Source organism: Serratia sp. NA_112.1 (assembly GCF_052691715.1).
The window spans coordinates 288,064-311,887 of record NZ_JBQZFO010000002.1 but is presented as its reverse complement, the minus strand read 5'-3'; the positions used below and the strand labels follow the sequence as shown (position 1 = coordinate 311,887).

22 protein-coding genes and 1 pseudogene are annotated in these 23,824 nt (G+C 53.5%); 12 read left to right on the top strand and 11 right to left on the bottom strand.

Going from position 1 to position 23,824, the window contains the following annotated elements; translation table 11 throughout:
• Window positions 1-28 precede the first annotated feature (28 nt).
• On the bottom strand, window positions 29-1,255 hold the full coding sequence (locus ACUTQ5_RS05835) for an MFS transporter (protein WP_445650464.1): 1,227 nt from the start codon (window positions 1,253-1,255) through the stop codon (window positions 29-31).
• A 519-nt stretch (window positions 1,256-1,774) separates the two neighbouring features.
• Window positions 1,775-1,951 (bottom strand): annotated as a pseudogene (locus ACUTQ5_RS05830) (IclR family transcriptional regulator); the annotation flags it as partial.
• A 197-nt stretch (window positions 1,952-2,148) separates the two neighbouring features.
• Here ACUTQ5_RS05830 and ACUTQ5_RS05825 point away from each other — a divergent pair.
• The 3 genes from ACUTQ5_RS05825 to ACUTQ5_RS05815 all read left to right on the top strand — a co-directional run bounded on the left by ACUTQ5_RS05825 (window position 2,149) and on the right by ACUTQ5_RS05815 (window position 3,919).
• Window positions 2,149-2,328: a hypothetical protein gene (locus ACUTQ5_RS05825; RefSeq protein ID WP_445650463.1), complete on the top strand. Its 180-nt coding sequence runs from the start codon at window positions 2,149-2,151 to the stop codon at window positions 2,326-2,328.
• 218 nt (window positions 2,329-2,546) lie between these two features.
• Window positions 2,547-3,143, top strand: a complete 597-nt coding sequence (locus ACUTQ5_RS05820; RefSeq protein ID WP_445650462.1) for a hypothetical protein — start codon at window positions 2,547-2,549, stop codon at window positions 3,141-3,143.
• Window positions 3,144-3,145: 2 nt separating this feature from the next.
• Complete coding sequence (locus ACUTQ5_RS05815) at window positions 3,146-3,919, top strand: DUF3307 domain-containing protein (RefSeq protein ID WP_445650461.1); 774 nt, start codon at window positions 3,146-3,148, stop codon at window positions 3,917-3,919.
• 27 nt (window positions 3,920-3,946) lie between these two features.
• Here the strand turns inward: ACUTQ5_RS05815 and mgtA are convergent, their stop codons facing one another.
• Window positions 3,947-6,646, bottom strand: a complete 2,700-nt coding sequence (gene mgtA / locus ACUTQ5_RS05810) for a magnesium-translocating P-type ATPase (RefSeq protein ID WP_445650460.1) — start codon at window positions 6,644-6,646, stop codon at window positions 3,947-3,949.
• A 198-nt stretch (window positions 6,647-6,844) separates the two neighbouring features.
• Window positions 6,845-7,543, bottom strand: a complete 699-nt coding sequence (locus ACUTQ5_RS05805) for an MgtC family protein (protein ID WP_445650459.1) — start codon at window positions 7,541-7,543, stop codon at window positions 6,845-6,847.
• 581 nt (window positions 7,544-8,124) lie between these two features.
• On the opposite strand from ACUTQ5_RS05805, the gene ACUTQ5_RS05800 reads away from it, so the two are divergent.
• Both ACUTQ5_RS05800 and ACUTQ5_RS05795 read left to right on the top strand, forming a co-directional pair.
• Complete coding sequence (locus tag ACUTQ5_RS05800) at window positions 8,125-10,308, top strand: glycoside hydrolase (protein ID WP_445650458.1); 2,184 nt, start codon at window positions 8,125-8,127, stop codon at window positions 10,306-10,308.
• A gap of 62 nt (window positions 10,309-10,370) precedes the next feature.
• Window positions 10,371-11,759 carry a CoA transferase gene (locus ACUTQ5_RS05795; protein ID WP_445650740.1) on the top strand — a complete coding sequence of 463 codons (1,389 nt, stop codon included), beginning with the start codon at window positions 10,371-10,373 and terminating at the stop codon, window positions 11,757-11,759.
• A 2-nt stretch (window positions 11,760-11,761) separates the two neighbouring features.
• On the opposite strand, the gene ACUTQ5_RS05790 is transcribed toward ACUTQ5_RS05795, so the two are convergent.
• Entirely contained in the window at window positions 11,762-12,634 is an 873-nt protein-coding gene (locus ACUTQ5_RS05790; protein ID WP_445650457.1) for a LysR substrate-binding domain-containing protein, read from the bottom strand.
• 100 nt (window positions 12,635-12,734) lie between these two features.
• Here ACUTQ5_RS05790 and ACUTQ5_RS05785 point away from each other — a divergent pair, with 100 nt between their 5' ends.
• Together ACUTQ5_RS05785 and rcsA are read left to right on the top strand one after the other, a co-directional pair.
• The gene (locus ACUTQ5_RS05785) at window positions 12,735-14,168 is read left to right on the top strand and encodes a pyridoxal phosphate-dependent decarboxylase family protein (RefSeq protein WP_445650456.1); all 1,434 of its coding nucleotides are present in this window, start codon (window positions 12,735-12,737) and stop codon (window positions 14,166-14,168) included.
• A 726-nt stretch (window positions 14,169-14,894) separates the two neighbouring features.
• A complete protein-coding gene (gene rcsA, locus ACUTQ5_RS05780; protein WP_174353649.1) occupies window positions 14,895-15,524 on the top strand; it encodes a transcriptional regulator RcsA in 630 nt (209 codons plus the stop codon).
• A gap of 199 nt (window positions 15,525-15,723) precedes the next feature.
• On the opposite strand, the gene dsrB is transcribed toward rcsA, so the two are convergent.
• Window positions 15,724-15,945, bottom strand: a complete 222-nt coding sequence (dsrB, locus tag ACUTQ5_RS05775; protein ID WP_445650455.1) for a protein DsrB — start codon at window positions 15,943-15,945, stop codon at window positions 15,724-15,726.
• A 345-nt stretch (window positions 15,946-16,290) separates the two neighbouring features.
• Window positions 16,291-16,503, bottom strand: coding sequence for a transcription antiterminator/RNA stability regulator CspE (cspE, locus tag ACUTQ5_RS05770; protein WP_004946278.1), 213 nt, complete (start codon window positions 16,501-16,503; stop codon window positions 16,291-16,293).
• 560 nt (window positions 16,504-17,063) lie between these two features.
• On the opposite strand from cspE, the gene ACUTQ5_RS05765 reads away from it, so the two are divergent.
• The 4 genes from ACUTQ5_RS05765 to ACUTQ5_RS05750 all read left to right on the top strand — a co-directional run bounded on the left by ACUTQ5_RS05765 (window position 17,064) and on the right by ACUTQ5_RS05750 (window position 19,333).
• Window positions 17,064-17,447: a hypothetical protein gene (locus ACUTQ5_RS05765; RefSeq protein WP_445650454.1), complete on the top strand. Its 384-nt coding sequence runs from the start codon at window positions 17,064-17,066 to the stop codon at window positions 17,445-17,447.
• 249 nt (window positions 17,448-17,696) lie between these two features.
• Window positions 17,697-17,813 (top strand): FeoB-associated Cys-rich membrane protein, encoded by a 117-nt coding sequence (locus ACUTQ5_RS05760; RefSeq protein WP_169534194.1) that lies wholly within the window; start codon window positions 17,697-17,699, stop codon window positions 17,811-17,813.
• Window positions 17,814-17,957: 144 nt separating this feature from the next.
• Window positions 17,958-18,167, top strand: a complete 210-nt coding sequence (locus ACUTQ5_RS05755; protein WP_012145776.1) for a hypothetical protein — start codon at window positions 17,958-17,960, stop codon at window positions 18,165-18,167.
• Window positions 18,168-18,325: 158 nt separating this feature from the next.
• Window positions 18,326-19,333: an NAD(P)H-quinone oxidoreductase gene (locus ACUTQ5_RS05750; RefSeq protein ID WP_445650453.1), complete on the top strand. Its 1,008-nt coding sequence runs from the start codon at window positions 18,326-18,328 to the stop codon at window positions 19,331-19,333.
• Between the two features lie 40 nt (window positions 19,334-19,373).
• Here ACUTQ5_RS05750 and ACUTQ5_RS05745 read toward each other — a convergent pair whose 3' ends face one another.
• The gene (locus ACUTQ5_RS05745; protein WP_445650452.1) at window positions 19,374-20,453 is read right to left on the bottom strand and encodes an endonuclease/exonuclease/phosphatase family protein; all 1,080 of its coding nucleotides are present in this window, start codon (window positions 20,451-20,453) and stop codon (window positions 19,374-19,376) included.
• 109 nt (window positions 20,454-20,562) lie between these two features.
• Window positions 20,563-21,615: an SDR family oxidoreductase gene (locus tag ACUTQ5_RS05740; protein WP_445650451.1), complete on the bottom strand. Its 1,053-nt coding sequence runs from the start codon at window positions 21,613-21,615 to the stop codon at window positions 20,563-20,565.
• Between the two features lie 115 nt (window positions 21,616-21,730).
• Between ACUTQ5_RS05740 and ACUTQ5_RS05735 the strand changes: the two genes are divergently transcribed.
• Window positions 21,731-22,663 carry a LysR family transcriptional regulator gene (locus ACUTQ5_RS05735; protein WP_445650450.1) on the top strand — a complete coding sequence of 311 codons (933 nt, stop codon included), beginning with the start codon at window positions 21,731-21,733 and terminating at the stop codon, window positions 22,661-22,663.
• A 3-nt stretch (window positions 22,664-22,666) separates the two neighbouring features.
• Here ACUTQ5_RS05735 and ACUTQ5_RS05730 read toward each other — a convergent pair whose 3' ends face one another.
• Entirely contained in the window at window positions 22,667-23,056 is a 390-nt protein-coding gene (locus tag ACUTQ5_RS05730) for a YidB family protein (RefSeq protein WP_445650449.1), read from the bottom strand.
• A gap of 94 nt (window positions 23,057-23,150) precedes the next feature.
• The gene (locus tag ACUTQ5_RS05725) at window positions 23,151-23,399 is read right to left on the bottom strand and encodes a GlsB/YeaQ/YmgE family stress response membrane protein (protein WP_017893301.1); all 249 of its coding nucleotides are present in this window, start codon (window positions 23,397-23,399) and stop codon (window positions 23,151-23,153) included.
• Between the last annotated feature and the right edge of the window lie 425 nt (window positions 23,400-23,824).

Below are 23,824 nucleotides of genomic sequence, written 5' to 3'. Positions count from 1 at the left end.
TCTCGGTAATAAGAGTGAAATAACTCGCTTAAATAGGGCTTGGCATTGATTTCTTACTGAGTAGTGATTGGCTGAACAGACTGGCTAATAAGGCGAGCATGCCGGCGGCCAGAGCGATCCAGGCGACCTGGGCAGCCCCTGTTTGATCTGAAAGTTGCCCGCCGACCGAGACGCCGAAGGAAAAACCCAGCCACCCGGCGCTTGAAAGCCAGGAAAAACCTTCGGATAAACAGCCTTTCGGCGTTAACGATTCCAGCAGGTTACTGCAGGTGATTAGCAACGGTGCCACCGACAAACCGGCGATAAACGCAGACAACCCCATAACCAGCGGGGAACTGGTGAGAACCAGGGGAACAGTACCTGCGCAAAGCGTAGCGGAAGTGAGCAACAGCAGCCGGGGCTGCGGTATAGACCAGTTCATCGCACCATAGCACAGCCCCCCGACCAGGCTGCCCCCGGCGCAAATAGACAACAGCACGCCGGCGAGAGTGGGATTACCCACCTCTTTGGCAAAGGCGATCATCATCACATCAATCGAGCCAAGGAAGATTCCCACCGCCGCATAGGAGACCATCAGACTACGCACCCAGACCATGCTAATAGCTCTGCGGTTTTTTTCGTCGACCTTCTGCACAATCACCGGCTCTGAACGCCGATGCAGCACCAGCGCCATCGACCCACTGAAAGTGAAGATGGCACATAAAACCAACCCTGCAGCGGGGTGCAATACCGTGGCTAACACAATGGCGACCAATGGGCCCAACAAGAAAATAATCTCGTCGAGGACGGTTTCTAAAGCGTAGGCAGTTCGCAGAGCCTCATCGGTGACCATCGCCGCCCAACGGGTACGAATAAAACCATCAACCGGTACTGATGAACAGCCAATAGCAATAGCAGCGGCCATAATTAGCCATAAATGGGCATCAAGAAACACCAGTGCAATCAGTAAAGCTATGGCGATAACATGACAGCAACTGGTAACAATAAGCACTTTTCGCTGGCTGAATCGGTCAGCAAAGCCACCCAGTATCGGGCTGGCCAAAGCCTGGGTAATCATTAAGGCTCCGGCGACGGTACCTGCAATCCACAGCGAATTGGTCGTGGCAGAAAGCAGCATAATGCAACTGATAGATCGCATCGCTACTGGAAAGCGCAACAATAGCCCAAATAACGAAAGCGCTGCATGTCCGGGGCCGGACAGTAATCGGGTATAGGAGCCAAAACTGAATTTAGACTCAACGGCATTTGTTTCCATAAGGACTCTCGTTAAAAATATCGCTTATACCCAGGTAATTAAATATATTCGTAAGAATACATCCACCCACCTATTAGATTAAGTGCACGCAATAGAGATAATAATTTAATTATTTACACGTAATGATCTGAGGGAGTTAATGCACGCCCCGAGATTAAATTTCGCCATACTAAATATACTCCCCAAATTTTATAAATTTATTTAATACGATGGGCATTAAGAATTAGCAACGCTAATGAATATTAGCAAGAGCATTTTTGCATCACATTGATGCGTTATTGCATTATCTAGATAATATAACCAGTTAGCGACAAAACAATGACCGAATATAATTTTTATTTCGTTAAAATCACCATTTTCAGCAAAATTTGTTGGCACTCTGGCGCATCAGGATGCCAGCAAAAGAAACTGTGACGTGATCGACAACTTTCTTATCTAATAAAGTCAAGTTTTGTCGCTGTGGTTTACTTATGATGAAGGGATACGCTGGCAGTCTGTCGTCAACATGGCCGGGGAAACTCATCGACAAGACTTGAGCTGGTCCATGATTGCCGTGCGTTGCAGCTGTGGCAGCACCCGCTCACGTAACTCTGCCGCCGAAATTGGCGAAGCATTGCCCCCCACGTTCATCGCCGCCACCGCGCTGCCATTGCGGGAATGCATCGGCACTGCGATAGAGCACGGGCCAATTTCCAACTATATTGCCTGCCCGGATCTCTTCAACCGCAGCGTTGTCGAGTTCCTGTCTGAGAAGATTTGATGCGCTGAAAGGTATGACGAAACGTCAGGTTAAGTTTTAGCTATCGAATCCATACGTCAAAGCGTCTGTTCATTATGTGCTCTTTGGTTACAATCCTTAGCACTGTAATCCACCGTTTCGAGGGCTAACCACTATGTACAACTTCTCACGTTATCAGGCAAAAGAACTGGCGCTGGCTTATATGAGCGGCAAAAAACACGACCTGTCCCCGCAGGAGTTTCTGCAGCAACTGAAAAACAGCGAGAAATCCTTCGACTATCTGTTGAAGCACGGCAGCGAACAGCCGCGTGAAGTGTTGGTACAAAACTTCTGAAAACCCGTTCATAACCGCTATATCCCCCGCTTCGCCGGTGGCGAGCCCCCTGGCCCGTGTATTCCCGGCTGAACCACTCAGCCCACTCAGCCGAACCTCAATTTTTCGTATTGAGAGACGAATAACCTTTATATTCGTATTTAGATGCGAATTATTGACATATTCGTATTTAGATGCGAAATTCACCCCTAACTCCCCGCTTCAGAGCAGACAAACACATGACAGCCCAAGTCAGCGTGATCACCGGCGATCTGGTCAATTCCCGGCAGTCAGACACCACTCACTACCTTAGTGGCTTAAATGCCCTGCTTAGCCAGTTGCAACAGGCTAAGCTAATTGAGCAGTTCGAGATGTTCCGTGGCGATGCCTTTCAGGCTGTGAGCGAACCGCAGTCTGGTTTGCTGCTGGCGGTATATATCCGCATCGCGCTCAAAGCCATGGACGCTCAACGCTGGGATGCCCGCATTGCTGTCGGCCTGGGGACAAAGCAAGCTCAGAGCGCCGGCTATGGCAGCGCCTTTGTGAATTCGGGTCAGGCGCTGGACGGCCTGATGAAAAATTGCCGACTGGCTCTGAAAAATGATAACGATCAGACCAATGCCATTGTCAACGATCTGTTGCCAATGTTAGATCATGTGGTTAGCCGCCTTTCGCAAACCGAAGCGCGGATAGCCCAGGCGCGTATCTTCGCCACCAGTAACCAGGAAGTGGCAGAGAAACTGCAAAAGGCCGCCTCTACGGTCTCTGCAACGCTCAAACGCGCAGCCTACGAGGAAATCATGCGATTTATTCACGCGATTAACAGGATCACCTGAATATGGATTTAAGCTACCTGCCCCTGCTGATCTGGTTGCTGATAGCCCATTTGCTTGCCGACTTCCCACTGCAACCGCGTAGTTGGGTTGAGGATAAAATACGTCATCGGGCAGGCTCTCGCTTCCTTCTGCTGCATGCCCTGCTGCACGGCGTGCTGGCCGCCTGGGTCGTGGCCGGTTTTGCTCTGTTGCATGGCGGGATCTCTTCTGCTCAAGTGCTGTTCGCCCTGTTGGTTATTGCCATTAGTCACTGGCTGACCGACCTGCTGAAAGTCACCCTGTTAACCCGCCTCAGCCAGGCACGCGGTTTTCTGCTCGATCAGGGCCTGCACCTGACGGTGATTGTTTTGCTGTGGCTATTGCTGACACCGGATGCCCTCGCCCTGATAAGCGTGCTGGCTAACGCCGCGGCTCGCTGGCAATCCGGTCTGGTGCTGCTGGCTTATTTATTGATTTATATGCCGATGGGCATTCTGATGGGGCAATTGCTGGCGCGCTGGACGCCACAGATGCCGCCGTCAGCCAAAGCGGATAACGATTCACTGTTACGCGCAGGCAAACAAATCGGTTATCTGGAAAGGACGCTGATCCTGACTTTTGTGCTGATAGGGCAGATCCCGGCGATCGGTTTTTTGCTGGCGGCCAAGTCAATCTTTCGCTTTGGTGATTTACGCCAAAGTGATGACAAAATGCGTACCGAGTATGTGCTGCTCGGTACGCTGTTTTCCTTTACCCTGACCATCATGCTGGGTTTATTGGTGAAGAAACTGCTTTAGGGGCGCAGTAGGCTGCGCCCGCAATAATTACAACCACTCTCCGAAACGGCGAATATAGAACCGCTTCATTAGTTGAGCGACAACGCAGTAGCTGATCAAGGTACCGGCCAGCCACGGGAAGTATTCCCAGGGCAGCGGCTGCAGCCCAACCAGGGCGCCAAGCGGTGAGAACGGCAGATAAATCCCCAACGCCATCACCAATATTGTGGTCAGCAGAACCGGCAATGCTGCCGTGCTCTGAATAAACGGAATTTTCTGGGTACGCAGCATATGCACCACCAACGTTTGCGACAGTAAACCCTCAATAAACCACCCGGACTGGAACAGGGCCTGATGCTCCACGCTGTTGGCAGCGAAGACAAACCACATCAGCGCATAGGTAGTGATATCGAAGATCGACGAGGTCGGCCCAATCCACAGCATAAAGCGGCCAATGTTTTTCGCATCCCACTTGCGTGGTTTACGCAGGAACTCCTTGTCCATCTTGTCCCACGGCAGCGACAGCTGAGAAATATCGTACATCAGGTTCTGGATCAGCAGGTGGATCGCCAGCATCGGCAAGAACGGAATAAATGCGCTGGCCACCAGCACGGAGAACACGTTGCCGAAGTTGGAACTGGCGGTCATGTTCAGGTACTTGATGATATTGCCGAAGGTCTCACGCCCCTTGATCACCCCCTCTTCCAGCACCATCAGGTTTTTTTCCAGCAAAATGATGTCTGCCGACTCCTTGGCAATATCCGTACCGGTATCTACTGAAATACCTACGTCCGCATCGCGCAGCGCCGGGGCATCATTAATGCCGTCCCCGAGGAAACCAACGGTATGACCATTCGCCTGCAGCATTTTCAACACCCGCGATTTTTGCAGCGGTGTCAGTTTGGTAAATACCGTGCGCTGCTCCACTTCGCGCGCCAATGTGGCATCGTCCATCTCGGCAATTTGCGGACCGGAAAGCGGTTCGCCAGGCTCCAGGCCAACATCGCGGCAAATCTTGCAGGTGATCACCGGGTTATCACCGGTCAAGACTTTCACCGCCACACCGTTTTCCTGCAGTGCAGCAATCGCTTCTTGCGCGCTCTCTTTCGGTGGGTCGAGGAAGGTCAGGACACCCTGGATCACCATATCGCGCTCATCTGTCACGCTTAGCGGCAAGGCATTTTTCTGTTCCCCCAATTCTCGGGTTGCCAGCACCAGTACGCGGAATCCATCCTCGTTATACTGGGCGGCCAACGCCTGCAGTGCCTCACGACGCGCCGGATCCAGCGGTAAAATCTGCTGCCCTTCACGTACGTGGGTAGCGATTTCCAGCATTTCCTCCACGGCCCCTTTACAGATCAGCCGCTGTTGCTGGTTTTCATCCGCCACGACGATCGACAGGCGACGACGCACAAAATCGAACGGCAACTCATCAACCTTGCTGAAACGCCCCAATACTTCAATGCCAGGTTTGCCACGCCCAAAGCGGATCACCGCCTGATCCATCAGGTTTTTCATCCCGCTCTGGTGGAAGCTGTTCAGCCAGGCCAGGTACAACACTTCATTGTCTCTGACGCCGCTGACGTCCAGGTGGTGTTCGAGGATGATGCGATCCTGGGTCAAGGTGCCGGTTTTATCGGTGCAGAGTACGTCCATCGCGCCAAAGTTCTGGATGGCATTCAAACGCTTGACCACCACTTTGCGCCGTGACATGGCAATGGCGCCCTTCGCCAGATTGGAACTGACGATCATCGGCAGCATCTCTGGCGTCAGCCCGACCGCCACAGCCAAAGCAAACAGCGCCGCTTCGCTCCAGTCGCCTTTGGTGAAGCCATTGATCAACAAGACGATCGGCACCATCACCAACATAAAGCGGATCAGCAGCCAACTGACGCTGTTCACCCCGCGATCAAACGCGGTTTGGGAACGGGAACCGACTATCGACTTTGCCAAGGAACCAAAATAGGTGCGCCCACCGGTCGCAACCACCACCGCCGTGGCGGTACCGCTGGCAACGTTGGTGCCCATCAGGCAGATGTTCGACAGTTCCAGCAGCGCATGTTCACTGGAAACTTCATCCTCGCTCGATTTTTGACTGACGTTGCCCATCGCGTCGTATTTCTCGATCGGGATCGCTTCCCCAGTCAGGATCGCCTGGCTGATAAACAGATCGCGTGAAGCCAGCAGACGCACGTCCGCCGGTATCATATCGCCGGCAGAGAGCTTAATAATATCGCCCGGCACCAGTTCGCGGATCGGTATTTCCAGCGTCAACGCCTGTGCGCTGTAACTGCTGCGACGCAGTACCGTGGCGGTAGTACGCACCATCGACTTTAGCGTCTCCGCCGCCTTGTTGGTGCGGTACTCTTGCCAAAAACGCAGTAACCCGCTGAGTGAAACCATCACCAGTATGATGATCACGCCAGTAAGATCGGTTTCTTCACCGCGCCGGGCCGGCAGCCAGTAATCGGTAAAGAAACTGATCGCGGCCAGCACCATCAGCACATAGATAAACGGGTTGTTAAACGCGGCGAATAACTGCACCAGCGCATGGGGCGCCTTCTCATGAGCCACCTGATTAACGCCATACTGCTCCAGGCGTTCGACTGCATCGTCCTGGGTCAAGCCATTGCGATTACATTTTAAATTGGCCAGCGTCTGATCAACGCTGTTTTTCGCCTCTTGGGCGATGGCGTAAGGCGTCGTTTTTTTATCACGACGGCGTACGTTTTCATTAATATAGGTCATGACGCAATTCTCTTATTTTACTCTGCGCACAGGGTTACCCCGCCCGATTAATGGGTGAATAAACACAGAGTGGAATTTATTTAATTGACGTAATTAACACGGTTTATTTCCACGCCAAAAACGCTGAATAATCAAATTTTCGGGGTCACCGTCCATGACGCCTCCTTATCACTGAATACAGTGAATATTAATCAATAACTAAACGGGCAATTCAGAAGCAATGCGCCAGCGCACGGCACTCACACTTTTTTCCAAACTGACACGGCAAACTATTCCCTCAATTTCTTTTTGCTCCGAGGCATTCGCGGTTATTTCCGCACAAACTTCAAGTTGACCAGGAATGGAAATATCAGCGCTGCGCAGGGATTGTAATCTTAATGCCACGCCATTGAGCGCCTGCAATATCAAGGTACGTACCAGTATTTCATCCTGCTCGCCGCAGGTGATCTGAATGCGGTAACACACTTCCAGATCGATCGCCTGCTGCTGGGGTTGCAGGTTGATGCGCTGTGCCGCTTCACGCAGCAGAATATTCGCACTCAGGATCACCAGCGTTGCCAGTACCGCATCCCAATACTGCCCAAGACCGCACAGCACACCAATCGCCGCAGAACACCACAGAGTGGCGGCGGTATTCAGCCCGCGGATGTTCAGCCCTTCACGCATGATCACCCCGGCCCCCAAAAAGCCGATGCCGGAAACAATTTGTGCGGCAACTCGCCCGGCGCTGGAAGGATCGGTAGACATGGAGCTGAGAATAAATACCGCGGCTCCGGTGGCCACTAATGCATTAGTGCGCAGACCGGCCATACGTTGGCGCCATTGCCGCTCAGCGCCAATAACCGCGCCCAGGCTCATCGCCAGTAATAAATTTAAAACAAAAGGAGTCATAGCCATGACTTTCCCCTTAAATAACTGCAGGAGATAAAATCATGTGCTTTTTAGCACACGCGAAATCGCGCCGATAATAAATCAGCGGTTGAGCGTGTTAATGCCTGGAGGGAAAAGGCTGTGGCTGAAAGTGGCCATAATAGCGTCCAAATCAATTCACCCGATGCCATTGGCAATAGGGACGATAATAAAATTCGGGTTTGCACAGCTCGGAATAAATTGAGAGGGGTGCTGCCCGCCGTTTTCGGCAAGCAACAAATCAGAAGAGGATCGGTCAGCTTGCCTTGTTTATATCACTGCAACTAAAACTGTCCACTTGTGTTTCCTCACTGAAATTTTGGCTGAGTATAGTGACCTGGGGTAATGATGTAAAGGCCAAATTATTAAACAAAAACTAAACTCAATAATTTTGTATATTCGACCCATCACACGATTATATACCCTATCGCTTTCAAGTTGCAGCGGGCGCAGATAACAACGCTGCCACTTGAAAGATGACGGGTATAGATTATTGACGTTGGGCCGCCCGTTAATTCCCGATAAACTGAAAGTTCAGCAGGACAATCATCAGCAAGGACAACTATTCGATGAACATGCTTCGCCTCTCTATCAGCCTCGCCCTGCTTGCTGGTTTCCCCGCCCAGGCCCTGCTCTTGCAACAGGGTGATACCCGGTATGAAATCGATCCGGCCACGCTGCAGATCACCGCAGGCGAGATCCTGGTCAACCAGGCGCTGGCCGGGCAAACCGTGACCAGCCTGCAAAGCACGCCTGCCCAGGCAAGTTGGCAATGGCCCAACAGCGCCATGCAGCTCACTGCCAGGCTGGAAGGCAGCGATTTGCGCCTGAGCTTCAGCAGCAGTCGTGCGCAAACGCTGAATTGGTACACCCTGCCGTCACAGACCACCACTGTACTGTTACCGATTGGCGAAGGCAGCCGTATCCCGCTGGATAATGCCGTTTGGCAGCGCTACCTGCTAAAAGAGATGACGCCGCTGGATACCAACTGGGATCTGAAGCTGCCGCTGTGGAGCCAACAACAGCAAGGCAAGGTGTATAGCTGGTTACTGCTTACCCCATTCAGTAATCAGGTCAGCTTCGCCAGTGCCAAAAACCGGCTCACCATGCACAGCAGCCACCAGTTCAATCGTTTTAATCAACAACAGGCATTCGAGGTGTTACTGCATGTGGGGGATTCCCCACTGTCCGGTGCTCGCCGTTACCGCGAGTATCTACAGCAAAGCGGGCAGTTCAGCAGCCTGCGCGATAAAATCCGTATCGCGCCGGAGGGAGAGAAACTGATAGGTGCCACCCATATTTATCTATGGGGCGACAAACTGTTGGCACCGGCCGACGTGAAGAATTGGCCGGGTTTGCTTGCCTGGCTGGCATCGCCCACCGGTGAAACGCTGTGGCAGAAAATGGACGCCGAAAGCCAGAAAACCGTGCACAAACTGGCAGGAAAAAAGCCAGAAGCCTGGCAGCAACAACCCCTGGTTGATGCCCTTAATCAAGCGTTGGTGGTACTAACGCCACTGAAGGCCACGCCGGATGACGGGGATTTTCTACAGGCACAGCGTCAACAAGCCGTTGACATCCGGGCATGGGCACAACGACAGCTTGGGGCCTACCTGGCACCGGCGGATAGCTGGGGACAGGGGCTGGCGAAACCGCTGGTCGAGGCGTTGCACCAGGCCGGCCTGCCCCGTTTGTGGCTGGGTACCGATAACTGGACCGCCGAATTCCTGCATCCGCAGGCGGTGGAAAGTGCCAAAAAATCGGGTTACCTGATTGCCAGTTATGACTCTTACGACACCGCGATCCCTCGCGGAGTCAATGACAGTTGGCTAACCGCCCAACTGCCGACGGCGCTACGTGAAGAATGCGCCATAGTCCGGGCCGACGGCAGTAAAAAACCCGGCTTCGGCAAGCAGGGTTATTATCTGAATCCGGGCTGCGTGCTGCCTTACTCTCAGCAACGCATGCGCGAACTGGTGCAATTGGCCGGGCTAAACAGCCTGTTTTTGGACGTTGACGGTACCGGGATGGTTTCCGACGACTATCAGCCCGATCACCCGACCGGTGCAGCGCAAATGGCGCAGGCCCGCAATACGCGGCTGGCCTGGTTCAGCAATACCCTTAAGCTGCCCCTCGGTTCCGAGGATGGCAACGCGGTGACGGCACGCCACATCATGTTTGCCCACGGCATGGAAACCTGGGGATTTGGCTGGGGGGACAAACAGATGAATCAGGACAAGTCCTCGCCTTATTACCTGGGGGCCTGGTGGCCCAATGCCCAGCCGGCCTTTTTCTTCAGCCCGGCCAAGGTAAAAGAGCCTTATCGCACGGTGGAATTTGATCCGCGCTATCGCCTGCCGATGTATCAGGCGGTATTTCACGATGCGGTGATCAGCAGCCACCACTGGAATTACGACAACCTGAAGTTCAGCGATGTCCAAACCACCCGCAGCCTGCTGAGCCTATTGTACAACACCGCGCCGATGTTCCATCTCAGCCGCGCGACCTTGCAGACACGCCTGCCACAAATCAAACAGGCCGATGCGGCCTTCCGTCCGCTGCATCTGGCACTGTGGGATAAGGCACTGACCGACTTCCAATGGCTTGATCAAGCCGGTTGGGTGCAGCAGACCACCTTCAGCGACGGTTCAACCCTGACGGCCAACTTTGGCCAACAAGCGTTCGACGGCATTGCCGCCCATAATCTGCGCGCCAAACTGGCGGACGGTCGCACCCTGAACATCACGCCATAGCAAGTCCGGTCGGGGTGAACCAGGCTAGGCACAGTCCCCCAACCGGCAACCTGGAGTTGATGATGGATACCCTTACTCAAACACTGCTCGCAGAAATCGGGCAAAGTTTCGGCCAAAGCGACAACACGCCAGCAATTCCGCTGACGGTCAGCGGCCAAGGCAGCCTGAACAGCGTATTCCCGGTCAGCGAGCTGGCAACCGCCAGCCTGGGAGCCGCCGGGCTGGCCTGCGCCCAACTGCTGCAACAAAATCAGGGCGATGAACCGCAGGTGTTGGTCGATCGCCGCCTGGCATCGCTGTGGTTCGGCTGGACCTTACGGCCGCTAGGCTGGTCATTGCCGGCCGCCTGGGACGCGCTGGCGGGCGACTATGCCACCAGTGATGGTTGGATCCGCCTGCATACCAATGCCCCTCATCACCGCAAAGCCGTAGAACAAGTGCTGGGCCCGCATCTGGATAAAAACGCACTGGCACAAAAGGTGCTGACGTGGAAAAAAGGTGAACTGGAGCTGGCAGTGATCGAAGCCGGCGGCTGCGCGGCTGAAATGCGCTCGGTCGAGGCGTGGCGGCAACATATTCAGGGCAAGAGCGTTGCGCAGGAACCGCTTTGCCATCAACAACAACAAGCGGAAGCTTCGCCCCCCGGCTGGGCGCTGCCTGCCGCCAGACCGCTGCACGGCGTGCGGGTGCTCGATTTGACGCGGATTATCGCCGGGCCGGTCGCCACCCGTTTTCTTGCCGGTCTGGGGGCCGACGTATTACGCATCGATCCCTACGGTTGGGATGAGCCCGGCGTCGAACATGAAGTGATCCTCGGCAAGCGCTGCGCACGGCTGAACCTGAAAAACCCGCACGATCGCCACACCTTCGAGCATCTACTGAAAAACGCCGACGTTCTGGTTCATGGCTATCGCGCCGGGGCGCTGGAAAAGCTGGGTTATGGTGCAGAACAACGCCGCACACTGTCACCGGGATTGATCGACGTTTGCCTCAACGCCTATGGCTGGAGTGGCCCGTGGCGAGGACGGCGCGGTTTCGACAGTCTGGTGCAAATGAGCTGCGGGCTGGCAGAATCCGGTATGCAATGGAAAAACGCCGCCATACCTGTCCCCCTGCCGGTACAGGCTCTGGATCACGCAACCGGCTACCTGATGGCGACGGCGGTGCTGCACGGCATGCGTCAACGCCTGCGACAGGGTACCGGCTACAGTGTCCGGCTATCCCTGGCACGGACGGCACAACTGCTGCTTGAACATCCTTACCCACAGCAATATCCATTGACGCCACTGACGGCGGCCAGCGCGGCGGATGAAAACCCGGAAACCGAGCTGACCCATTGGGGCGCGGCACAACGCCTTATCGCGCCATTACGGTTAAACGGCACAGCATTGCTCTGGGCATTGCCCGCAACAACCCTTGGCAGTTCGCAGCCGCAATGGCTACGCCGCTAAACTCAGGCCAAATGCCGCTGCAACCATTGCAATAAGACTTCGACCGCCGGCGTCAATCCGGCACTCTGCGGCCAAACCAGATAAAAGTCTATCTGATCAAAATGTCGTGCCGGTGCCAGTGCGGTCAACCGGCCCTCTGCCAGCGCATCACTCACCAGCAGTTTTTTCACCAGCGCGATACCAAACCCTTGCTCAGCCGCGCGGATCAACAATCCTGCATCATTGAATAATACCAAGGGGCGACCGGACTCCACCTGCTGATGCGCAGTGAACCAGCTACGCCACGGCGTAACATCATGTTCCAGCAGCGGTATGCCTGGCGCACCACGGTCAAAGGCTGCCTGCCACTGCTCGGCCAGCGCCGGGGTCGCCACCGGCACCACCTCTCCGGAGGCAATCCACTGTGCCTGCATCTCTGGCCATTGACCATTGCCGAGGCGAATAGCCGCATCAAACCCTATACGCACCAGATCCTGCACTGCCAGCGAGGCATCGATATCCAGCGCAATGTCGGCACAGGCGGCATGAAAAGATGGCAGACGCGGCATTAACCAGTAATGCGCGAAAGAGGGTAGCACGCTGATACGCAGAGCCTGACTTTGCGCAATCTTCCTGACCCGACTGACGCCCTGCTGCAATGCCTGTAGCGCCGGTTCGGCAACGGCCAACAGCTCACGCCCGGCACTATTCAGGCGTAGCCCGCGCCCCTGCCGTTCAAACAGCGGGCAACCGATCGCCCGTTCGAGCTGTTGGATCTGCTGGCTAACTGCACCATGGGTAAGATGAACTTGCAGGGCGGTAGCGCGCAAATTCTCTAACCGAGCGGCAATCACAAAGGTCGGCAGAATGTGCAGTGGGATCGCGTCATTTAGCATTGGTTAGCCAGACTATCCAAAAAGGCTATTTTTCATCGATTTTCGCCACAAAGCAAATGTTCTAGGCTGTCACTCATGCCCTTTACATCTGGAGTCAGTAATGCACCCACGTTTACAGCTGGACCTTGAGCAATTTCCACAGATACTCGACCGTACCCGGCAGTTGGCCGAAGGCTTCCTGACGGGCCTGCAACAGCGCCCGGTTTGCCCTCCTCTGGCCGCTCAACAGCTACAACCGGGGGACAATTTACTGGCAAACGGCGGCGATGGCGCACTGGCGGCACTGGACGATTTCTGGCTGCGTTATGCCGAGGGCCTTTCTGCCAGCGCCGGACCGCGTTATTTTGGCTTTGTTACCGGCGGCTCGACCCCTGCTGCATTGGCCGCAGACTGGCTGGTTAGCACTATCGACCAAAACAGTCTGCTGAGTGACGATACCGTGGCCGCGGCAATTGAACTGGCGACCCTTGTGCAGCTAAAAGACTTGTTGGGTCTGCCAGAGACATTCAACGGCAGTTTTGTTAGCGGGGCAACCATGGCCAACTTTGTCGGCATGGCCATCGGCCGCCAGTGGCTGGGGCAGCAGCGTGGCATCAATGTCGCGGAACAGGGGTTGGCAGCCTTGGGAGCCATACAGGTTTTGTCAGCAAATGCGCACTCCAGCAGCGAAAAAGCACTCAGCATGCTCGGCATCGGTCGCGACGCATTGAGAATTATCGACAGCCTGCCGAACTCTGAAGCTATCGACCCGGCCGAGCTGGAACGGCATCTGGCCGCCAGCGTCGGCATACCGACAATAGTGCTGGCCAGCGCCGGAACGGTGAATACCGTGACCTTCGACGACCTGCAGCAGCTGTTGGCGCTGCGCGAGCGCTACCCGTTCTGGTTACACGTTGATGCGGCCTTTGGCGGCGTGGCAGCCTGTTCACCGCACTATGCGCCACGCTTAGCCGGTTGGGAGCAGGCTGACTCGATTACCGTCGATGCGCATAAATGGTTGAATGTGCCCTACGACAGCGCGATCCAATTCAGCCGTCATCTGGCATTACAAATGCAGGTTTTCCAGAACCATTCGGCTTATCTGGAAGCGCCGACGCTGCGGCCAGACAACTACCTGCACCTGACTCCGGAAAACTCGCGGCGTTTTCGCGCTCTGCCGTTGTGGATGGCGCTGAAAGCATATGGCCGCAGCGGTATGCAAGATATGGTTGAGCGCAATGTTCGACTGGCACAGTTGCTGGGGGCAGAGCTGACGGCCAGCGCGGGTTTCCACCTGCTGGCGCCAGTCAATTTGAACGTGGTGTGTTTTGCGCTCAAAAATGCCCCAGGCGATGCTACTGCTGCACGCGATCGCTTTATAGCCCGCCTCGATCGGCACGGCGTAGTGCGCTGCACCCCGACCCGTTATAACGGACAACCGGGGATCCGTGCAGCATTGGTCAATTGGATGACCGAGGAAAACGATATCCATCTGGCGTTGGAATCGATGCGTCACTGTCTGGCAGAGTCTGGTTGCTCGGGCAGGTCAAAGTAACGCCACTCTATTGATTGCTGCCGGTGATTATTCTACGGCAGCAGTAAGCCCACGGCCGAGCAATGGATATTGGTGCCCTTGGGTGCTGCCCAAATAGTTCAGTAAAACCAATTAATCACTCGCTGACATTTATCACATTTGTCATAACAGCACGAATAATCACATCAACTCTTTGTTATAACGCCAATTTTTGTAACAAAAAGACCAATCAATGTTAACTCTGTGTGACTATTGGTTGTCGCAAGTGATAAGGAGTGGAAGAATTATCATTATCAAAAAACAACAAAACCAATATAACCTTATGATAATATTATTAAAAATAAAATCATTAAAACCTTACAGCATTAGCACTGATGAATAAATAAACTAAGGAATGTTAAAAAAACAACACATGAATTTTTTTTAAGATTTTTCCTAGCAATCTAAAATTTCGTTTCGTGACATGATGGGCAGATTCAATGATAAAAATACCAACGAGCACGCGGATCAAGCACCAGTTGGCGTTACTGCCCCACAATCCTTGTGCCAGCAGATTATTCTGACTTAAGCTAAACTTATAGGTTCATGATGTTAATTAGTTTAGAAAGAAAATATCGTTGAGTACTACCGTATTTATTGATAGAACATTCCTAGATGTGACTCTTTTTGTTCTTTTTTGCCTTTTTGGCTTCAGGTTTTTTCTTTTTTTTTTACCGCGGTAAAACGGATTTAAGTGGGGGGTGAGATATGCCAACGATCATTATGGATTCATGCAGCTATACCAGATTGGGTTTGACAGACTACTTGACAACGCACGGAGTAAAAAAACGCCAGATTAATGCTATTGGTGATATCGACGATCTACATGAAAAATGCAGCAAGTTGAAGCCTAGCCTGGTGTTTATTAACGAAGACTGTTTTATACACGAAGCGAACGCGACGGAACGTATAAAAGGGGTGATTTCACTGCATCCTGACACCTTATTCTTCATCTTTATGGCCATCACCAACGTACATTTTGACGATTATTTATATGTTCGTAAAAATGTCATCATCTCGTCAAAATCGATCAAGCCAGAGACTATGAATCAACTACTTAGTCACTACCTGGAAAGAAAAACTCCTCGCACTGAAAAAACTTCATTTGATCAGACACCGGTTACGCTCAGCCAAACTGAATCAAACATGCTGCGCATGTGGATGTCGGGCCAGGGTACCATCCAGATATCCGACCAGATGCAAATTAAAGCCAAAACTGTCTCTTCCCACAAGGGAAATATCAAAAGAAAAATTAAAACGCACAACAAACAGATTATTTACCATGTTGTTCGTTTGACCGACACGCTAACCAGTGGGATATTTGTCAATAGCCGCTAGGTTAAAAGCTTTGTTGTGTACTCTGCCAAACGTTGGTTTTAAATGTTGTTCAGAACAGAGTACTGGAAACCACGCATTTAAATAACCTAAATACCTGCTCGCGACGAAAATCTCGGCCGCGGCGGGTATTCCCGCAGCAAAAAGCAGATTATTCCTAGCTCTGTAAAATAATCACCCACCGTAAACCTTGCAAATTAAATTAACAAATTGGACTATTTGGAGCCTGAGAAGCGCCCTGTCGCAGTTCAACAAAGGTGCCGTCACGGCTGTCTATCTCGTTAAAGAACCAGACACCCGCAGGATAGTCAGGCAAAGAGACCAGATACATAACCCCCTCGTTAAACTCTTCTACCGCCAGAATCACTCCCTCACGCCGTTGCTCACCATCAGTTTTTACCGTTACCAGATCGTTGGTTTTCATGCTCTACCCCATTATTTATCACTGATGTCAGTGTATTACAAAATGAGGTGAGAAAAATACCGTACACTGCGCTAAATCCGCAGCCCACCTGCGTAGTGCCTTTCTACAAGCGTAGCAGGCCATTCGGGCTGTGGCCTTTTCACTTTCTTAACGTTTTGTCCGCAGAATCCTAAACGCGCAACAGGTAGTCTGTTCCCTGGTGCTTCCCCCCAGAGAAGTACCTGCAAATGAAGAAGTAACAAGGAACTTTTGCCCGCAGACTTGCGGGCTTTTTTTTGCCTTAGGCAAATAGCAGGCACAAAAAAACCCGCCTTAGCGGGTTTTTATTAATCAGCGAGAGGCCGATTAGATAGCGGTAACGTTAGCCGCTGACGGACCTTTAGCACCGTTCTCGATAGAGAACTGTACGTTCTGGCCTTCAGCCAGGGTCTTGAAGCCTTGATCCTGGATAGCAGAGAAGTGTACGAACACATCTTTGCTGCCGTCTGCTGGAGTGATGAAACCGAAACCTTTAGACTCGTTGAACCACTTCACTTGACCTTTGATCATGTTAGACATGTTTAATTCCTACAATATTAAATTTACGCCACCATGGGCAAGAAATAGCCGGTCATCAGTTACTTATGGAGGCACTAGAAAGGAAATTCGTCAGTGAAGAGCTATCTAGGATAACGCTTTAAATTTGAACTACTTTACTCAAAATGTCGTGCATAAATAGGTCTGTACCACAGGCCGAGAAGCATTAACTCATGATGAGGCTTTAATAGCAACTCTTTTTATAAGCACCTCATTAGAAACGAGGCTAAACGCACAGGATTTCACCCGACCTGCTTAATTCTTCGTCATTTGTGACTGTGTTTCCCGGCTAGCGGGGGTAAGGCACGGCCACAATATTTACAAAATATCGCCTCTGTCTCATGGCCACCTCTTTGACATTGCTCACAATTACGCCTTTCACGGTTACGCTGCAGCTCCTGTGACATACAGGCCGTCAGAATGCCGGTCGGCACCGCGATGAAGGGTTTATGGGGTAGTGATTAATTACCGGCTACAAATGATAGTAATTCTCGTCTGGCTGTTTTATAGTTACGCAGCGTAACTATAAAGGGAGATTGACCATGCTGAGATGGCATACGCTGGCAGCGTCCTGCTGCACCGTTCTGTTGATGCTGAGCGCTCCGGCCCAGGCGCTGGACCTGTCCTACACCGCACCGGACCCCAGTATCAAACCGGCACCCGTACCGCAAACTGCCCTTGGCCCAGAAAAAAAATCGGCCAAACCACCGGTGGTGTGGTCGGAAACCGAAGACAAAACCGGTTTTCGCGTTGATATGGAATGTGATCATCCCGGCTGCAGTCGCCCGCGCGCCAAACCGTATTCGTCACTTAAATACGGTCCGAATAACGGCCCGGTGAAAAAAACCGATCGCCGCCGCCAGTCGGATCCTTACTCCACCGATCAGGAACCTGATTACAATGTGAGCATGGGTTATCAATGGTAATGCGGCTTTAAGAGTTATCCCTATATCGGCCGCAGCAGAGTGTTCATACAATGACACTCTGTTCACCACTCCTCCTGGTGCTGAACACAACAAGCTGTGTTGCAATATTTTATGCGCCTCCCTATAGGCGCTTTTTTTATGTATAAATATCAACCACCTGCCGACTTCCAGAATGCTCCCATTGCTGCGTAACGTGATAGCTGTCACAAATAGCCACTCCTTAGCCATGCTTTATCGGAGGGTTGTCAGATGGCGACTGAATATTTATCCTTGCTGGCCGTATTAGCCGGCATCGCAGGGTTCGCGCTGTATAAGCACTTTAAATCTCAGAAGAAAAGTACCCTGCTGCGTCCACACGATCGTTAATGCAAGCGTACAGGGGTATGGCATTAACACCCTGCCCCTGGCCACAGAACTGCACTCTGTCATTTTTTTATCACAAAATTGTCACAATATGGCCATATCATGGTTGGCGATTATCCGCACTGGCTTAATACCAAGGATTTCGTTATGACCACCATTAGAGCAACCAACCACCAGGAAGCCGAAAAGCTGATCCGCTACGGCACGGCAAAAAAAATCGAACTGGCCTATGACATCGACAGCGACGACTTTTTCCAGCTCGCCAGCCTGTGGTGTGATCGAGGCGCCAAAATCTCCAAAGGGAAAGAACATTTTATCGTCTCGCTAAAAGGTTTTCGCATCCCGCCCAATGACTAATCCCATGCCGCCCCTGCGGCGGCGCCCCACCTTTCCCCTTGCGGCCGCCCTATGATCCACATTCTCCCTTCGGCATTTCTGTAAGATAAAACATGAATTACAGCAGGCGGTTACCTACACTGGTTACTGCGCCTGAACGCCAACTGAGGAGAATCACCATGTCAGCCAACCCAGTGCTGCCCAGCACCATGAAAGTCGTCGAAATCAGCCAGCCTGGCGAACCAGAGGTACTGATTAGCAGCCAAAGGCCGCTGCCTACCTTGCAACAGGGTGAAATTCTGGTGAAAGTCGCGGCCGCCGGCGTTAACCGCCCTGATGTGATGCAACGTCGCGGCCAATACGCTCCGCCTGCTGGCGCATCGGATATTCCTGGCCTGGAGATCGCCGGTACCGTTGTCGCTACCGGCGTTGGGGCACAAAATTACGCCATCGGTGACGCAGTTTGCGCCCTGATTGCCGGCGGCGGCTACGCAGAATACTGCAAAGTACATGAAAGCAATGCGCTGCCGGTCCCCGCGGGCTTTAGCCTGATTGAAGCGGCGGCGATCCCGGAAACCTTCTTTACGGTTTGGGTCAACGTGTTCCAACGCGGGCGTCTTAAGGCCGGTGAAACCGTGTTGATCCACGGCGGCACCTCCGGTATCGGCACTGTCGCCACCCTGCTGGCGAAAGCCTTTTGTGCCAAGGTGATCACCACCGTCGGCTCCGAAGAAAAACGCCAGGCCAGTCTGGCATTGGGTGCCGATGTGGCGATTAACTATCGCAGCGAAGATTTTGTTGAGCAGACCCAGCGCACCACTAACGGCAAGGGAGCCGACGTTATTGTCGATTTGATTGCCGGTGACTACGTGGCGAAGAACTATCAGGCGGCGGCGATGGACGGCCGCATTGTGCAAATCGGCACCCAGAACGGCGTGGTGAAGGAGTTGAACCTGATGCCGCTGCTGATCAAGCGCCTGACCCATACCGGCTCGACCTTGCGTGCACGCAGCGTGGAAGACAAAGCGCAAATTGCCGCTGATTTACGCCAAAAGGTGTGGCCACTGCTGGAGCGCGGTGCATTAAAACCGCAGATATTCAAAACCTTCCCGCTGGATCAGGCTGCCGAAGCCCATGCGCTGATGGAGTCCAGTCAGCATATCGGTAAAATCATGCTGACTATCTAGCTCACACGCCCCCCGCAGTAGTGGTTGCGGGGGGACGTTTTCAACTGCCTGGGGTGTGTACGTCCTCCGGCATGGAGCCGGTATTGGCTAACTTCTCTTGCGCCAGCGCTTCGTCTTCACTGCCTTTCTCCAGGCTTTCCTGCTGTGCCCCCTGCTTCGGCGAGTACACCAGTTCCACCATAATCGGGAAATGATCCGAGCCGACGCGGGTTAAGCGGCGCAGTGAGCCAAGCACAAAATGATCGCTATGAAACACATGGTCCAGTGGCCAACGCAGCAACGGATAACCGGCGTGGAAAGTGCTGAACATGCCACGCCCACGGCGCGGATCCAACAGGCCGCTGACTTTCAGAAACAGCCGCGTGGTGGTCGACCAGGCCACATCGTTCAAATCGCCGGTCACAATCACCGGAAACTCCGATTTGGCCGCACTTTTTCCCACCATTACCAGCTCGGCATCGCGATCTTCCGACTCTTCATTCTCGGTTGGGCTCGGCGGCATCGGGTGTACACAGTGCAGGCGCACCTGCGGTCCTTGCGGTAAATGCACCATCATATGCATTGATGGGATCTGCTCATCCACCAGATATTGTATTTGCGCATCGCTGAGTTTCAGCCGCGAATAGACATGCATGCCGTACAGGTTATCCAGCGGGCATTTCAAGCTGTGAGGATAATCCTGTTCCAGCACCGACAACTGCTGCTCCCACCAGGCGTCGGTTTCTACCGCCACCAGCACGTCCGGCCTTTCGGTCGCCACCAACGCCAGCAGTTTCTCCGCCTGGCGATTGGGCGTTAATACGTTGGACACTAAAATGCGGATACGCGGTTTCTTCTGGTAGCCGGTAAAATCCAGCACCTGGGGTTTGCTCAGCCGGGTATAAGGGTAAATCCACGCGGCCTGATAAGCCACGCAGGCCAGGTTCACGGCCATCATGCCCCACACCCAGGGTGACAGCGGTACAAACAGCAGGTTAAGCAATAACACCAGCAGCGAGAGCGCCAGTATTTGCAGGCGGGGAAAATCCCACACCCGGATCCACCAGGCTGCATGCTTTGAAAGTGGCACAATAGTCACCAGCACCAGCAAAAGCGTCAGTATGGCAGTTATCCCTGTCACGGTTAATTCCTCATCATTGATCCGGGCCTGTCGGGGTGACGGCCTCCTGACTGCCGCTTGGTGCGGCAGCCAAAGATTGCCATAAAAAACGCCCGTCCCGCCAGCCGACTTAAGGAATTATCTTGCGACGGCGAAATTCGTCAAACAGCGAGAACAGCATCGCTTCGGTTTCGACAAATTGATGGAAGCCAAAACGACGTGCCTTACTGCCATCGGCAAACATGTCGTAATCCCACGAGAAAACAAAATCGGCAAAACGCCAACTCGCCACCGCACGGTAATCCATCTCGACCAAATCATGCCGTTGCGCCAACGTCTGCCACAGCTCACGTTTATCCGCCATCACCGACTCCAGCGGCATCGGCAACGGCGGCGCCACTTCCAGATCAAAATAGCCGGCAATTTTCGGCCACAGCTCGCTCCAGCGGAACAGGTCACCGTTATTGATGTTAAATGCCTGATTAGCCGCCGCCGGCTCCGTCGCCGCCCACAAGGTAGCCCGCGCCAGTAACCCGGCATCGGTCATTTCCAGCAGGCTGTGGTAAGCCCCAGGTTTGCCGGGAAAGCGCAGTGGCAGCCCCAGCGCCTTGCTGATCGAGGCATAAACGGCCAGGGTCAGCGCCAGATTCATCGGGTTGCCAAGCGAGAAGCCGCCAACGACGCTGGGGCGAATGGCGCTCCAGTGCCAGTTTTTCCCCTGCTGACGCTGTTCAAGATAGCTTTGTTGCTCCAGGTTGAACTCCGGCGGCATGTGCCCGGCATCACTCTCGCGTGCCGGGGTTTTGAATGGCCCCAAATGGGCACCATACACTTTATAGCCTTGCATCAGGCTAATGTGCTCCAGCCCGTGCGCCACCGGTTCCAGCGCCTCCACCACATTGCTTAACATCGCCAGGTTTGGCGCCACCAGCCCCGCCCAGTCCGGTGCATCCTGATAGGCAGCGTAGAAAATGTGGCTGACCTGGGTCAGCGGTCGCAAGACATCAGCCGTTGCCTGTGCATCCAACAGATCGACCGCCAGATAACGCACCTGCGGCCGATCAACGCCGCCGCGCCGCGACAGACCAATCACCTGCCAACCTTGTTGTTCCAGCTCTTCAATCAGCTTGCCGCCAATAACGCCGTTAGCGCCGACCACCAACGCCAGTTTTTCGTTTTGCATGTTATGTCTCCGCTTCAGTATCTATTGAGACTTTCACTGTGATTGATTAGTTAAGCTTGCGGTAGATGGGGTTTATGACTATCACTTATAAGTAAAATCTATAGATGGAGGGCCGATGGACAAGCTAAACGCCATGCAGACTTTTGTTCGGGTAGCCGAATTGGGCAGCCTATCGGCCGCCGCTCGCGATCTGGGCCTGACACAACCGGCGGTCAGCCAACAGATTGCCGGCCTGGAGCAACAGTTGCGCGCACAACTGCTGTTTCGCAGCACCCGCGCCGTTACGCTGACCGATGCCGGCGCAGGCTATTATCGGCAAATCAAACCGATTCTGGCGGCGGTGGGTGAAGCGGAAGAAGTGTTACATGGCCAAAACCTGCGGCTGCAAGGGGCGTTACGCATCCATGCACCAACAGGTTTCGGCCAACAACACCTGACGCCGCTGGCGATCGCCTTTCAGCAACAACATCCGCAACTGAACATCGAGCTGCTACTGGACGATCGTCGCGCGGATGTGATCGGTGAAGGCATTGATGTCGCGATCCGCTTTGGCGAACTGAGTTCACCTGGCACGGTGGCGCGACGGCTGGGAGAGTTACAACGTATTCTGGTGGCCTCGCCGGCCTACCTGGCGGCACAGGGTGAACCGCAAACCCTGGCAGAGCTGGCAACCCATCCACACATCCGCTATAGCGGTCTGAGCGACGCAGACACGCTGACGTTAATCGGCCCACATGGCCCTGAGATGGTGGAGCTGCGTCCGGTATTTCGCGCTAACAATACATTTTCACTGCTGGCGGCGATTGAGTCGGGGCTGGGTATTGGCGGCGCACAGCGACCGTTGATCGGTCGGCAATTGGCGAGTGGCACACTGGTGCCCATTTTGCCGGCCTGGCGTTATCCACCGATGGCGCTGCATGCGGTTTATCCCGCTGCGCGCTTTATTCCCGGTAAGGTGCGGGCCTGGGTGGAGTATTTGCTGACGGCATTGAGGAACATTGAAGGCATGACGTTAAACTATGCCCCCGACCAGAGGCCGGGGGCATAACCATTATTTGAACAGTTTACCGACCATATCGCCCAGTTCATTACTGTCCTGCTGCACTTCGCCATTTGGCGATGCGGCGTCAGCGACCGTTGGCAGGAACTGCGCAATAGTGGCGGATGCCTGAGCCGGATCGACGCCCAGCTTTTCGGCCAGTTGGTTGATGGCGTCGCTGCCCAGTGCCTGCTGCACGTTATCGCCGTTGATCTGCTGGTTTTCACCGTTGCCCAGCCATGAACCGACCACATCGCCGAATTGCCCCTGACGGAGCTTGTCCAGGATAGCCTGCAGACCACCCTGTTGCTCAACCCATTGCATAATGGCGACGTAATCGATGCCTTTACCACCGTTGGCACCGCCGAGAATGTTACCCAATACGCTATCAAAAAGACCCATGGTAATCCCCTTCCAGCCGTCGGCTCAGGCCGCTCGACCCTTGTGATTTAACGAAAAAAGGGCCGCCGCAGCGACCCCATTGATCAGCATCTGATTAGTTTCTGATCTTTCTGTAGACAAAAAGCACCACCAGGGCACCGATAACTGCGACAACAAAGCTGCCCAGATTAAAGCCATCAACGCGCCCCATACCGAAGAAGGTACTGATATAGCCGCCGACAACTGCACCGATAATCCCCAGAATGACGGTCACGATAAAGCCACCACCGTCTTTGCCCGGCATGATCCATTTAGCCAAGATACCGGCGATTAACCCAAAAATGATCCAGGAAATAATGCCCATTTTTACTCTCCCTATTACCTTTTGCCTTAAGAAACCCTATCACCAGACCCACTACGGCGCCTGCTCGGTACTTTTACACCTGTCCCTTCCCTTAACGGTAGAACGATACAGGGTAAACCTCGATAAACACGCGTCTTCACACAACTACTATAGTCAAATATCAGCAGTTTACCCATTTCCGTCCGTCTGAATTTGTCTGTGCAAAAATTAGCCGCATTCATCTCGCTGTCATTTGTACAGGCTATAACGACAGGCGAGGCTTCGCGCCGGAGACCGAGCATGACCAACACGCCGTTTCTGCTGATACTGGCCGCAATTTATGCCCTGGCGGCAGCCTGGAATGGCTCAGTCGCCCTGCTGTTGATGTAATGTTACACATCCTTTGTCACTTTTTTGGCAGTTTTAATTGTGTCTTGTTTTTACAG